We start from the raw sequence: 13,502 nt of genomic DNA, 5'->3' as shown, positions 1-13,502 counted from the left end.
GACACGCGAACGCTTCGACCCTTAACCACCCGATCTGACATCCGTCAGGTGCGGGTAAGGGCCGTTTTGACGCGCCCGAAGCCATGAAAGCTGTTGTTACGTGACCAAACTCTTTTCCGATCTCGGCCTTGCCTCCACCCTGTTGATCCAGCTTGAAAAAGCCGGCTATACCACGCCGACCCCGATCCAGGCCCAGGCCATTCCTTTCCTGCTCGCCGGCCACGACCTGCTGGGTATCGCCCAGACCGGAACTGGCAAGACCGCCGCCTTCGCCCTGCCGATCCTGCAAAAGCTGCTCGCCGACCGCAAGATGCCGAACTCCGCGCCAAACGCGCGTGCTCGTCCTGTCGCCGACCCGCGAACTGGCCTCGCAAATCGCTGACAGCTTCGCGCAATATTCGCGCGGCACCGGCCTGCAGATCGCCACCATCTACGGCGGCGCCAAGTATGGCCCGCAATTCAAGGCGCTGAATGGCGGCCTCGATATCCTTGTCGCCACGCCCGGCCGCCTGATCGATCACATCGAACAAAAGACCGTCGATCTGTCGGCTGTTGAATTCTTCGTGCTTGATGAAGCCGACCAGATGCTGGATCTTGGCTTCGTGAAGCCGATCCGTCAGGTCGCGTCGCGTATGCGCGGCCCGCGTCAGAACCTCTTCTTCTCGGCCACCATGCCGAAGGAAATCGGCATCCTGGCTTCGGAACTGCTGGTCAACCCCAAGAAGGTCGAAGTCACGCCGGAAGCCACGACCGCCGAGCGCGTCGAGCAAAGCGTCATCTTCATCGAAGCCCTGCGCAAGCGCGCCCTGCTGACCGAACTCTACGCCGAAGACAATCTGAGCCGCACGCTCGTCTTCACCCGCACCAAGCGCTCGGCTGATAAGGTCGCCGCCTATCTGCAGGCCGGTGGCATCGAAGCCGCCGCCATCCACGGTGACAAGTCGCAAGGTCAGCGCGAACGCGCCCTGCAGGCCTTCAAGGCCGGCAAGGTTCGCGCGCTCGTCGCCACCGACATCGCCGCCCGTGGTATCGACGTCGACAGCGTGTCGCACGTCATCAATTACGAGCTGCCGAACGTTTCGGAAGCCTATGTTCACCGCATCGGCCGCACCGCCCGTGCCGGCAAGACCGGTATCTCGATCAGCTTCTGCTCGGACGATGAGCGCAAGATGCTGAAGGATATCGAGCGCATGACCCGTCAGCGCATTCCTTCGGTCGATCGCCGTAAGGATCAGGCCCTGAAGCTGCTCGACGAAGCCATGCTGGCCTCGGGCGTCGCTGAAAAGCCGACCACCCCTGACCGCATCCCGCAAAAGCGTGAAGCCCGTCATATCGATCCGCACGCCGAAAACGTTCACAAGCGCAGCCGCAACCGTCCGGGCAAGTCGAATTCCGAGGGCGGCGAACGCAGCGAGCGTTCGTCCTTCGCCGACCGCAAGTACGGCAACAAGAAGCCCGGTGGTAAGGATTTCGGTCCGCGCCCGGCGAACTACGATCCGATGTCGGCTGAACGCCCTGCCGCGTTCGGTGGCCAGAAGGACCAGGCCGATCGCAAGCCTTTCGCCAAGAAGCCTTTCGACCGCAGCGCCGCCCCGCGTGGCGAGCGTTCGGAGCGCAGCTATGATCGTCCGCGTTCGGAGGCACCGCGTGGTGACCGTCCGCACGCCGATCGTGCTCACGCTGAGCGTCCGCGCGAATACACCCCGCGTGACAATGCCGCTCCGCGCGGCGAGCGTCCGGCCAAGGGTGAATTCAAGGCGAAAGCCCGTCCTGCCGGTCGCAAGGATAACGCCAAGGCCAGCGCTTCCAAGGGCGCTTTCAAGCCCGCCGGCAACCACTACAGCGACGCCCCCAAGGCCCGCACGGAAGGCGCCCAGTTCAAGCGCCGTGCCAAGTAGTCGCTGACTTAAAAACCTAAAACAAACTCAAGGGCTTGCCTGTGACGGACACAGGCAGGCCCTTTTGCATTTTCACGGTTGTGTGAAGGGGTGTTTTCCCGTTTAATAGACGGACGCCCGCTTTATAGCGCCGAATGCCAGGATTACCCTTCATGATAGCTCAAGCCGCGACCAAAGCCGAAAAAAGATTGTCCGGCCTGTTCGTCCGCCTTGTTGTGGTCGCAGCGGTCGCCACGGGCCTGATGTTGAGCGCGTGCACGTCGAAAGACCCCGAAGCCGCCGCGCCGCTGGCCCTGGTCGATAAGACGGTCGATTCCCATTCCTATGCCCGCCCGCAGGAAGCTCGCGTCAGCCACGTCGATCTCGACCTGACCGCCGATTTCCAGGCCAGGCTGCTCAAGGGCACGGCGACCCTGACCCTGATCACCGAGGCCAACGCCAAGCAGGTTATCCTCGATACCCGCGCGCTCGATATCGAGTCGGTGACCGATGCCGCCGGCACCCCGCTGAAATTCACGCTCGGCAAGGGCAATGCGATGATGGGCAAGCCGCTCACCATCGAACTGCCGCAGGGGGCCCAGAAGATCGTGGTCCATTACCAGACGACGAAAGATGGCACGGCCCTGCAATGGCTGTACCCCGAACAGACCGCCGGCAAGAAGCTCCCCTTCCTGTTCAGCCAGGGCGAGATGATCCATACCCGCACCTGGATACCGACGCAGGACAGCCCGGCCATTCGCCAGACCTACACGGCGCGCATCGTCGTGCCGAAGGACCTGATGGCGGTGATGAGCGCCGATCGCCTGACGCCCGAAGGCGAAAAGGTCGCGGGCCATGCCAATCAACGCGCCTACCGCTTCGATATGAAAGAGCCGATCGCGCCTTATCTGATCGCCATCGCCATCGGCGACCTTGGCTTTAAGTCCGAGGGCTCGCGCACCGGCGTCTATGCCGAAAAGGCGACGCTGGCCGCCGCTTCAGCCGAATTCACCGATATGCAGGCCATGCTCGAGGCGGCTGAAAAGCTCTATGGGCCGTATAAGTGGGGCCGCTATGACGTACTCGTCCTGCCGCCGTCCTTCCCCTTTGGCGGCATGGAAAACCCGACCCTGACCTTCGCCACGCCTACCATCCTGGCTGGCGACAAATCGCTGGTCTCGCTGATCGCGCACGAAATGGCGCATAGCTGGTCGGGCAATCTGGTCACCAACGCCACCTGGGAAGATTTCTGGCTCAACGAAGGCTTCACGGTCTATTTCGAGGGCCGGATCATGGAAGAGGTCTACGGCAAGGATCGCGCCGACATGCTGCGGGTGCTCGGCTGGCAGGACCTGCAAGGCACGATGAAGGATCTGACCGAAAACGGTAATCCCGACTTCACGCGCCTGCATCCTGATCTGCGCGGCATCAATCCGGACGATTATTTCAGCGACGTGCCCTATGAAAAGGGTGCCGCTTTCCTGCGCATGCTGGAAGCCCACTTCGGCCGCAAGAAGCTCGATGCTTATCTCAAGGGCTATTTCCAGCGCTTCGCTTTCAAGAGCATGACGACCGAGGCCTTCCTGGTCGATCTGCGCACCCACCTGCTGAGAAATGACGACGATCTTGAAAAATCACTCAAGATCAACGCCTGGCTCTATGACAAGGGCATGCCGGACAATGTCGTGGTCCCGACCTCGGCAGCGCTTAACGAGGTGTCGGCGCAGGTGCTGGCCTTTATCGAAGGCGCTTCGGCCAAGGAGCTGAAGGTCGATAATTACAGTTCGCCGCAGTGGCAATATATGCTGACCCATATGCCTGAGACCCTGACCGATGCGCAACTGGCCGATCTCGACGCCACGTTCAAGTTCAGCCAGACGCACAATTCCGAAATCCTGTTTGCCTGGCTGCAACTGGCGATCAAGCACCATTATCAGCCGGCCATGGCGCCGCTGCATGATTTCCTGACCGAGCAGGGCCGCCGGAAATATGTGGTGCCGCTGTACAAGAGCCTGATGGCCCAACCGGGCTGGGGTGTCGACATGGCGAAGAAGATCTATGCCGAGGCGCGTCCTGGGTATCACGATGTGACGCGCGGCAGTGTCGACGATATCGTAAAGTAGGCAGGGGCAGGGTCGCGGACCCTGCACCTATAAATTTTTAGCGCTTTACGTCGAAGCCGTCGTCGCTCAGGAAGGTGTCCAGATCGGCGGGCGTGGCCAGGCTGGCGTCACCCGGCTGGGCGTGTTTCAGGCAGGCGCAGGCAATGCCATAATCGAGCGCCTTTTCATCGTCCGTACCCGTCAGAAGGCCGTGCATGACGCCGGCGGCGAAGGCATCGCCGCCGCCTATGCGATCGACGATCTGCTCAATATTGTGCGTGTCGGTTTCCAGCGACCGCTCGCGCGTATACATAAGCCCCGTCAGGCGGTTGTGATCGACATTGACCTGTTCGCGGCGCGTGCAGACCAGACGTTGCAGATGCGGGAAGGCGGCAAAGGCGTGATCGGCCGCTTCGCGCTCGTCATTAAAGCGCTGGCCGCTGATCAGTTCGATGTCGCGGTAGCCGCCAAAGATCAGATCGGCCTGCTGCATGAGTTGCGTAATGTAGGCGGGCGCATCGGCGCTCCATTCGGCCCATAGTTTCTGTCGGTAATTGCAATCGAACGATACCCTGACGCCAGCTTTGCGCGCGACCTTCATGGCGTCGAGCGCGGCGCGAACACAGTTTTCACCCAGCGCCGCCGTCACGCCGGAGACGTGCAGCCAGCCAGCGCCTTTCAGCAGGGCCGGCCAGTCGAGTTCGCTGAAATCAGCCAGGGCGAAGGCTGAGTCAGCGCGGTCATAGACGATATCCGACGGACGGTGGATGGCGCCGGGTGTCAGGAAATAGAGCCCCATGCGTTGCGGAGCTTTGGTCACGGCGCGGGTATCGACGCCCCAGCGCCGCAGTTCATTGACCGCCGCCACGCCCAGCGCATTGTCGGCCACCACGCTGACCATGCGCGTGTCGTGTCCCAGTCGCGCCAGACCAACCGCCACATTGGCCTCGGCGCCCCCGACGACGGGTTGCAGAGGCGACAGCGCTTCCAACAGGTGCCCGCCGGTGACGGTCAGGCGGATCAGCAGTTCACCGAAACAAACGAAGGGGGCGGTGGCGGGCATGAGGTATTTCCTGTTGGTCTTAGGATATTTCGGGGGCGCCGGGCTGAAGCGCTACGGCCTTCAGGTCCAGCGAGGCTTCGGTGTGCCCCGAAAAGCTGACAACCGCGGACTGGCCGGGGAAGATGCGATGCACGCCGGTCGTCTGGCCGGTAGAGATCAACATGCCGCGCTTGAGAGGGCGTTGGCGCGCGGCCAGATGTCCGGCGAGCCAGGCCAGCGCCTTCAGGGGGCCACCGGGCATGATGAACAGGCCGCCGGTGCCGACCACCTCGCCATCAATTTCGCACTTCGACTGGAAGGCTTTGAGCGCATCTTCGCCCAGGGTGTGCGGCGTCGTGTCGGAATCGAGGTCGAGCAGGCGCGGCCCCAGCACCAGGCCGAAATTGTTGCCAAAATCCGAAGCCGTCACGGTTGGCCCCAGACTATTGATGGTCGGCAGGGGAGAGCCCGCCAGTTCGATGCCGGCGAAGAGGGCATCGCACAGGCGCAGGGCTTCTTCCTCGCTGTAGTCTGTCTTTTCCGGATCGGCGTCATGATCGATACGTAGCACATATTCGGCCTCGATCGCACCAAAACCATCGGTGAAGACTGGAAAGATGATCGGCCCTGTATAGGGGGTGAAGGCCGGTTTGAAGATCGGGCCGGCCATCCGCTCGGTGCCCAGAGGGCCTTGAAAATCCGGATGCAGGCGGGCGATTTTCCAGCCGATAAGCTCTTGATGCCAGAGATCAAGCGCGGCGTCCTGAATGACGTAAGAGTCCGTCATCGCCGCCGGAATGTCACCGGGATAATCGGACAGGGCGGTTGCGGATCTGCGGGCCGTGACAAAACGCTCGGCGATGGATGTATGGGGCATTGTGACATCTTTCATGATGGGGCGAATCTAAATGATACCGGTGTCACGATCAATCCTAATACGGCTTTTCGCTAAAAAATCGCCGGCCGTGTCACAGACACCAAACCTGGCTCGTCATATCAGCATAACCCAACCCAAGGAGACTGCTATGACCCACTTCAACCGCCTCAATCTTGCGGCTCTGGCTGCCGAAGGCTATAACGGCATGGCCGCCGTTGAAACCTATCTGCACGGCGCGTTCGATCTGAAGCTCTTGAGTCTCGTCAAGCTGCGGGCGTCGCAGATCAATGGCTGCGCCTTCTGCCTGCACATGCACTACGAAGAAGCGCGCAAGGCCGGTGATACACCTGCCCGTCTCAACCTGCTGCCGGCGTGGGAAGAATTGCGCATGTTCAGCGATAAGGAACGCGCCGCTCTCAAATGGGCCGAGGCCTTGACCCACATCGCCACCGATCGCGCCGAAGATGAGACCTATGCCGAGGTCAAAGCGCACTTCACCGACAAAGAAATGTCGGATCTCACCATCGCCATCGCCATGATCAATGCCTGGAACCGTATCGCCATCTCGATGCGTTTCCTGCACGCCAATGATAAACCCGCCGAATAAGGTTTAAGAGGTCCCCAGATAAGCCAGATAAGAACAGATAGATTTATACGTGGAAGCCTCTGTGCTTATCTGGCTTATCTGGGGATCAGCCTTCTTGAAAAATCAGCATGATCCCGAAATCCGACATCCAGTGGTTTGAAACCGAGCGACGCTACCTGCAAGGCGTGGCCTATCGCATGCTCGGAACGGTCAGCGAGGCCGAGGACGCCGTGCAGGACGCCTATCTGCGCGTCAAGGATATAGATCCGGAAGAGATCGATAATGCGCGCGCCTTCCTGACCCGGATCGTGACGCGCCTCTGCCTTGATATCCTGAAAAGCGCCCATCGCAGGCGCGTCGATTATGTCGGGCCATGGCTGCCCGAACCGCTCCACGATATCAGCGATTTTACCGGCTCGCCGGCAGGCCCGACAGACCTGGCCGAAGACCTGTCGGTCGGTCTGCTCTATGCGCTGGAACGCCTGACGCCGCTGGAGCGCGCCAGCTTCCTGCTGCATGATGTTTTCGATGTCGGTTACAGCGAGATCGCACAGACCTTAGAGCGCTCGGAAGAGAGCTGCCGTCAGCTTGCCGCCCGCGCCCGCCAGCATGTCCGGGCGTCACGACCGCGCTTCAAGGTGACGCCCGACGATGAGCGGCGTTACCTTGAAGCCTTCGTCATCGCCTCGCAAAAGGGAGACATGTTGGCGTTGGAAGCCATGCTGGCCGAGGACGTGAAACTGTATAGCGATGGCGGCGGCAAGGTGTCGGCGGCGATCAATATCCTGGATGGCAAGCGCCGCGTCGGCGCCTTCATGGCCGGCATCTACCAGAAGTTCCGTAACCACACGACGACGGCTCTGCGTTATGAACGGGTCAATGGCGTGATGGCGCTGCTGACCACGCACGCCGACGACTATACCGACGTCCTGAGCGTGGACATCAGCGACGGCAGGATTTCCGCCATCTGGTTTCAGCGTAACCCCGACAAGCTGACAAGGCTGCACTAAAGCTTATAAGCCGCTTTCGGCAGATTATAGGTCAGGTCCTTGATCAGTTCGGCGGCGTCTTCGACCGGCATACGGTGCTCGGCCACCAGGCGCGCCAGGAAGCTCGAGTCGATGCGGCGGGCGACATCATGGCGCGCCGGGATCGACAAGAAGGCGCGCGTGTCGTCATTGAAGCCGACCGTATTGTAGAAGCCGGCCGTCTCGGTGACCTGTTCGCGGAAGCGCATCATGCCTTCGGGTGAGTCATGGAACCACCACGACGGGCCGAGCTTGAGAATGGGATAGTGACCCGCCAGCGGCGCCAGTTCGCGGGCGTAGCTAGTCTCATCTAAGGTGAAGAGAATGACCGTCAGGTTCTTTTCATTCCCGAAGGCATCGAGCAGCGGTTTAAGCGCGTGGACATAATTAGTCGGCAGGGGCATATCGGCGCCCTTGTCGCGGCCGTACCTGTCGAAGATCTGCTTGTTGTGATTGCGGAAGCTCCCAGGGTGAATCTGCATGGTCAGGCCGTCATCGAGCGACATGCGCGCCATTTCGGTCAGCATCTGGGCGCGGAAAAGCTCGGCGTCTTCCAGCGAGACATGCTTTTTCATCACACGGTGGAACAGGTCCTTGGCGTCGGAATGCGACAGATTGGCCGTTTGCGCGGTCGGGTGGCCGTGGTCGGTCGAGGTGGCGCCGTAGGTCATGAAAACATCACGGCGATTGCGGTGCGCGCGCAGATAGCCCTTCCAGCTATAGACGTCCTCGCCGGTCAGCTCGCCGAAAATCTTCAGCTTGTCGTGGAAGTCCTCATGCTCCGGATCGATGACCGGATCGGGGCGATAGGCGGTGACCACACGACCTTTCCAGCCGGAATCCTTGATCTTCTGGTGATGCTCCAGCGTATCCGTCGGGCCTTCTGTGGTGGCCAGAAGCTCGATATTGAAGCGTTCGAACAGCGCGCGCGGGCGATACTCAGGCAAGGCCAGCAACTCGCCGATACGGTCGAAATAATGATCGGCGGTGCTGGCATCAAGCGCCACCTCAAAGCCCATGATCTCGCCGAAGACATGGCTCATCCACATGAAGGACGGGGTGCCGCGGAATAGGTGCTGATGGGCGGCGTAGATATGCCAGGCCTTGCGCGCATCTGCGGTGGAGGGGCCGTCTTTCGAGCCGACGCCGAGCGCGTCCATGTCGATGCCCTGGCTGTAGAGCATGCGGTAAATGTAGTGATCCGGCGCCAGGAACAGTGTCGTGGCGTTCTCGAACGGCAGGTTATCGGCAAACCATGACGGATCGGTATGGCCGTGCGGCGACAGGATCGGCAGGAATTTGACGCTGCTGTAAAGCTCACGGGCGATGGCGCGTTGGGCGGGATCGCTGGAAAATAGGCGGTCTTCGTGGAGGTATAAAGGCTTGGACATGACGCGCGACCCAGATGAAGGCGATAATGAAAAACTGGTAACCGGTGTCATGTATTTTGACAACCTATTTCGAGGTGCGGGCGTCAAACCTTCGCGGTCGACTGGCGCACCACAAGGGCGGACTCAAAAATAAGGGCGTCTTCCGGCGCGCCTTCGCTGCGCAGCAGGGTCAGCACGGCGGCTCTGGCCATGTCGCGGGTCGGAAGATGGACGGTGGTGAGTGGCGGATAGACGCGCTCCGCCATCGGGCTGTCGTCATAGCCGCAGATGCTGAGATCGCCGGGGATGCGCAGGCCAAGCCCGAACGCGGCCTTATAGGCGCCGATGGCCATTTCGTCATTGCCGGCGAAAAGCGCCGTCGGCCGCGTATCGGATGTCAGGAGGCGGAGCGCGGCGGCGTGACCGGATTCAAGGGTGTAATCGCCTTGCACTTCCAGCGATGGTTCGATATCGAGGCCGTGGGCCTGCAGGCCTTCGCGGAAGCCGGCGCGGCGCTCGCTGGCCGAAAGGTAGCCGTCCGGGCCGGCGATAAAGCCGATCCGTGTGTGGCCAAGCTGCGCCAGATGTTCTCCGGCGGCGCGGCAACCGATCCGCTCTTTTGACAGAATGGCATGACCACCCGTCGTCGTGGCCGGATGGAGCGCTGACACGCGCACGTAAGGGGTGTCCAGATCTTCGAGCAGGGCCAGCAAACGCTTATCTTCCGAAATCGGCGGCAGGACGATAACGCCGGACAGGCGCTGAAGCTCGATAAAGTCGCGGATATCCTTGATGAACTGGTCGCTGTGACGGTCGCACGGGTGAAGCACGAGTTCTGTGCCGGAACCGCGCAAGCCGTCGAGCGCGCCAAGCTGCATGTTGACGACATATTGCGCGTTGGGATTATCGTAGATCAGGCCGATGAGGAAAGAGCGCCGGAAGGCGAGACCGCGGGCCTGCGGATCGGGGCGGAAACCGATACGGTCGATAACCGCGTTGACCTGATCGCGCGTCCCGGCGCGCACGCTGGGGGATGCGTTGATGACGCGCGAGACGGTCTTTTTAGATAGCCGCGCCAGTCGCGCCACATCATTGATGGTCGCCTTTTTACGGCTCGTTATGAAGGCCTCGATATCGTCGTCGTATGTCGTCATTTTTGGTCGCTTGTTTTGCCATGGTTAGCGGTCTTCGCGCTGACTGAACAGGATTATTTCTTGAAATAGGCCGGCCAACGCCCTATGACACCGGTATCAAGATTTGACGATGGCGTGCTCTGATTGCAGACGCCTGGTTTTGTGGCGCCGTTGCTCAAAATCGCCATCTGTAAGCATGGGATTACTGTTTAAATGCGCCTGTCCTTGTCTGAGCTGTCTGCTGCCAAAGCCCTGAAACCCGCCTATGATCCGGCGTCGCTTGCCGCCGGGGTCGTCCATTTTGGTCCTGGCGCCTTTCACCGCGCCCATCAGGCCGCCTATTTCGATGCCTTGGCGCAAAACGATTCGAGCTGGGGTATCTGCGGCGTGTCGCTGCACTCGACCGGTGTGCGCGATGCGCTGGCCCCTCAAGATGGGCTCTACACTCTGGCCATTCTCGACGAAGAGATCAGCTATCGCGTCATAGGCGCCATGCGCGAGGTACTGGTGGGGCCGGAAGATATCGAAGCGGTTTTTGAGCGCCTGACCCGCCCGTCGGTATCGCTGGTGACCTCGACCGTTACCGAAAAGGGCTATTGCCTGGCGCCCGATTTCTCGCTTGATCTTCAGCATCCGGACATTGTCCACGATCTGGCGAACCCCAAAACGCCGAAGTCCTTTATCGGTTATGTCACGGAGGGATTGCGCCGTCGCCGCGCGCAGGGCCTGAAGCCGTTCGTTCTGATCCCCTGTGACAATCTCCCGAAGAACGGTGAGCGCCTCAAGGCGGCTGTGACCGTTTTCGCGGGTCAGTCGGACAATGAATTTGCGCGCTGGATCTGGGACGAATTGCAGTGCCCTTGCACCATGGTCAATTCGATCACCCCGGCCACCGATGATGAGTTGCGCACACGCGTGCAGGCGGTGGTGGGCCTCGAAGATGCCTGGCCGATCCAGCGCGAGGCCTTTACCCAGTGGGTTATTGAAAAGCACGTCCATGATGGCGGTCCGGACTGGCAGAGCGTCGGCGTTACCCTGACGGACAATGTGCCGGCCTATGAGCGCGCCAAGCTACGCCTGCTCAATGGCCCGCATTCGACCCTGGCCTATATGGGGCTGCACCGCGGCTATGAGAGCGTGTCGGAGGCCATGAAGGATGCGGAACTGGCCGAAATCGTCCGTGGGCTGATGATTGAAGATGTCGTGCCGCTGCTGGAAGCGCCCGAAGGACTCGATCTGATCGCCTACAGCGAAGACATCCTTAAGCGCTTCCGCAATCCGGCCATTGTTCACAAGCTGTCGCAAATCGCCTGGGACGGATCGCAGAAGCTGCCTATCCGTATCCTCAGTTCGCTGACAGAGGCGCTGGATCGCGGTCAGGATATCCGCCGCCTGTCGCTGCCTCTGGCGGCATGGATGCGTTTTATCCGCAGCAAGGCCCTCACGGGCGACGCCCTGACCGACCCGCTGGCGACCGATCTGATCGCGGTCGGCAGGACCTGTCAGGATGATGTGTCGGACGTCAGCCGTTTCCTGACTCTGCGCAGCGTATTCCCGCAAGATCTGGCGACCGATACCACCTTCATCACGGCGATCGAGGCCGCGTACACGCAACTGTTGGCGCGTGAGGGTGTTTTCGCTTGAGATCGTGAGACCACGCGCCTAAATCTGAGATAAGACAATCAGATGAGGTCAGTATGAGCGAGATCAGCGAAGCGGAACGGGCGTTTTTAGGCGGTGGCCGTCTGCATGAAGACCGCGCCTTCAAGCCGGTCAATGTCGTGGTCCTGACCATTTCCGATACGCGTGACGAGGAAAGCGACACGTCCGGCGAAGTGCTGGCGCGTCGTGTCGAAGCGGCCGGTCATGTGCTGGCGGATCGCGCCATCGTGCGGGATGATATCGACGCCATCCGCGAGCGCGTCATGCGCTGGGTCAATTCCGGCACGATCGACGCCATCGTCACCACCGGCGGCACCGGCATTACCGGCCGCGATGTAACGCCCGAAGCCATCGAACCCCTGCTTCACAAACGCATCGAAGGCTTTTCGACCATATTCCACATGCTGAGCTACCAGACGGTCGGGCTCTCTACCCTGCAATCGCGTGCCCTGGCTGGCATCATTGATGGTGTTTTCATTTTCTGCCTGCCGGGCTCGAACGGCGCGGTCAAGGACGGTTGGGACAAGGTGATCCGCTGGCAGCTCGATAGCCGCCATGGTCCGTGCAACATGGTCGAATTGATGCCGCGTTTGAAGGAACGCTGATGGCGGTAACGGTAGACGAAGCGCTGACCCTGGTCCGCGCGCGGGCCTTGAAGGCGCGTAACCAAAAGGTGTCGCTCGGCAAGGCGATGGGCCGTGTGCTGGCCAGGCCGGTGCTGGCCAGCCGTGATCAGCCACCGTTCAACGCCTCGGCTATGGACGGTTACGCCACGCGCAAGGACTTTTTGAGCGGCGATCAGGTGACCCTGACCTTGATCGGCGAAAGCTCGGCCGGCCGCGCCTTTGAAGGACGCCTTGGGGCCGACGAGGCGGTGCGCATCTTCACCGGCGCGCCGGTGCCGGCCGATTGCGACGCCATTGTCATTCAGGAAAACGTCGTCCGCGGTGAGCAAATCATAGAGGTGACGCCGGATGGCCGCGTGCCGATGCCAACCCATATCCGCAAGGCCGGCCAGGATTTCAAGGCCGGCGACACCTTGCTGGAGCGTGGCGTGCGCCTCGATCCGTGGCGTTTGTCTCTGGCGGCCGCAGCGGGCTGCGATACGCTTTCGGTCGTCCGCCGACCGCACGTCGTCGTGCTTTGCACGGGTGATGAACTGGTGCTGCCTGGACATGATCCGAAGGCGGATCAAATCTATGAATCGGCCTCCTACGCGTTGATGGCGCTGATCCGACAATGGGGCGGTAAGGCGTCCTGTCTCGGTCTGCAGGGCGATGATGCCAAGGGCATTCACAAGGCGCTGAAAAGCGTGAAGGCCGACCTGATCGTCACGGTGGGCGGCGCCAGTGTCGGTGACTACGATCTGGTCAAGCCGGCGCTGGCGAAACTGGGCCTGACGCTCGATTTCGACAGCGTCAAGGTGCGCCCCGGCAAGCCGACCAGTTTTGGTGTTCTTGAGGATGACCGGCGGGTTTTGAGCCTGCCCGGTAATCCGGCCTCGGCCTTCGTGACGGCGCAACTGTTTCTTAAAGTCTGGATCGAAGCATCGCTGGGCATGGAGGCGACGTCGCCTTTCGTCACGGCTCTGGTGCAGGGCGCCCTTGGTCCGGCCGGCCCGCGTGAGGCCTATCTGCGGGCGAAGCTCTCCAGTTCGTCCTATGGCCAGCTTCAGGTAACAGCCTTTGATGACCAGGATTCGTCGCTGGTCGGTGTTTTCGCCCGCGCCGACGCCCTCATCCGCCTGCCGGCGGGGGCTGTGGCGCAGAAGACCGGTGCGCGTGTCATCGTTCTCCCGCTCGACCGGCTTTGACATAAAAGTCAC

10 protein-coding genes and 1 pseudogene are annotated in these 13,502 nt (G+C 61.1%); 7 read left to right on the top strand and 4 right to left on the bottom strand.

Annotated features, from left to right (window positions below; all coding sequences use genetic code 11):
* Window positions 1-139 precede the first annotated feature (139 nt).
* Together ABQ278_RS16330 and ABQ278_RS16325 are read left to right on the top strand one after the other, a co-directional pair.
* Window positions 140-1,241, top strand: a pseudogene (locus tag ABQ278_RS16330) (DEAD/DEAH box helicase); the annotation flags it as partial.
* Between the two features lie 809 nt (window positions 1,242-2,050).
* Complete coding sequence (locus ABQ278_RS16325) at window positions 2,051-4,000, top strand: M1 family metallopeptidase (protein ID WP_349320537.1); 1,950 nt, start codon at window positions 2,051-2,053, stop codon at window positions 3,998-4,000.
* Window positions 4,001-4,037: 37 nt separating this feature from the next.
* On the opposite strand, the gene ABQ278_RS16320 is transcribed toward ABQ278_RS16325, so the two are convergent.
* Together ABQ278_RS16320 and ABQ278_RS16315 are read right to left on the bottom strand one after the other, a co-directional pair.
* Window positions 4,038-5,042 carry a sugar kinase gene (locus tag ABQ278_RS16320; RefSeq protein WP_349320536.1) on the bottom strand — a complete coding sequence of 335 codons (1,005 nt, stop codon included), beginning with the start codon at window positions 5,040-5,042 and terminating at the stop codon, window positions 4,038-4,040.
* A 19-nt stretch (window positions 5,043-5,061) separates the two neighbouring features.
* Entirely contained in the window at window positions 5,062-5,898 is an 837-nt protein-coding gene (locus ABQ278_RS16315) for a 2-keto-4-pentenoate hydratase (RefSeq protein ID WP_349320535.1), read from the bottom strand.
* A 148-nt stretch (window positions 5,899-6,046) separates the two neighbouring features.
* Between ABQ278_RS16315 and ABQ278_RS16310 the strand changes: the two genes are divergently transcribed.
* Both ABQ278_RS16310 and ABQ278_RS16305 read left to right on the top strand, forming a co-directional pair.
* Entirely contained in the window at window positions 6,047-6,505 is a 459-nt protein-coding gene (locus ABQ278_RS16310; protein WP_349320534.1) for a carboxymuconolactone decarboxylase family protein, read from the top strand.
* A 107-nt stretch (window positions 6,506-6,612) separates the two neighbouring features.
* Window positions 6,613-7,494, top strand: coding sequence for a sigma-70 family RNA polymerase sigma factor (locus ABQ278_RS16305; RefSeq protein WP_349320533.1), 882 nt, complete (start codon window positions 6,613-6,615; stop codon window positions 7,492-7,494).
* On the opposite strand, the gene uxaC is transcribed toward ABQ278_RS16305, so the two are convergent.
* Both uxaC and ABQ278_RS16295 read right to left on the bottom strand, forming a co-directional pair.
* Window positions 7,491-8,903: a glucuronate isomerase gene (gene uxaC, locus ABQ278_RS16300; protein ID WP_349320532.1), complete on the bottom strand. Its 1,413-nt coding sequence runs from the start codon at window positions 8,901-8,903 to the stop codon at window positions 7,491-7,493. The two genes, ABQ278_RS16305 and uxaC, sit on opposite strands and share 4 nt — an antisense overlap.
* An 83-nt stretch (window positions 8,904-8,986) precedes the next feature.
* Window positions 8,987-10,036, bottom strand: coding sequence for a LacI family DNA-binding transcriptional regulator (locus tag ABQ278_RS16295; protein ID WP_349320531.1), 1,050 nt, complete (start codon window positions 10,034-10,036; stop codon window positions 8,987-8,989).
* 192 nt (window positions 10,037-10,228) lie between these two features.
* Here ABQ278_RS16295 and ABQ278_RS16290 point away from each other — a divergent pair, with 192 nt between their 5' ends.
* Genes ABQ278_RS16290 through glp form a run of 3 tightly spaced genes read left to right on the top strand, consistent with a single transcriptional unit; the run spans window position 10,229 to window position 13,490 of the window.
* Window positions 10,229-11,659 carry a mannitol dehydrogenase family protein gene (locus ABQ278_RS16290; RefSeq protein ID WP_349320530.1) on the top strand — a complete coding sequence of 477 codons (1,431 nt, stop codon included), beginning with the start codon at window positions 10,229-10,231 and terminating at the stop codon, window positions 11,657-11,659.
* A 53-nt stretch (window positions 11,660-11,712) separates the two neighbouring features.
* Window positions 11,713-12,282, top strand: a complete 570-nt coding sequence (moaB, locus tag ABQ278_RS16285) for a molybdenum cofactor biosynthesis protein B (RefSeq protein WP_349320529.1) — start codon at window positions 11,713-11,715, stop codon at window positions 12,280-12,282.
* The gene (glp, locus tag ABQ278_RS16280; protein WP_349320528.1) at window positions 12,282-13,490 is read left to right on the top strand and encodes a gephyrin-like molybdotransferase Glp; all 1,209 of its coding nucleotides are present in this window, start codon (window positions 12,282-12,284) and stop codon (window positions 13,488-13,490) included. The genes moaB and glp overlap by 1 nt, the downstream gene beginning before the upstream one ends.
* The last annotated feature ends 12 nt before the right edge of the window (window positions 13,491-13,502 follow it).

This window comes from Asticcacaulis sp. MM231 (assembly GCF_964186625.1).
Taxonomy (GTDB): domain Bacteria; phylum Pseudomonadota; class Alphaproteobacteria; order Caulobacterales; family Caulobacteraceae; genus Asticcacaulis.
Note: the sequence above shows the minus strand (reverse complement) of the source record. Positions and strands in the feature narration are given on the sequence as shown.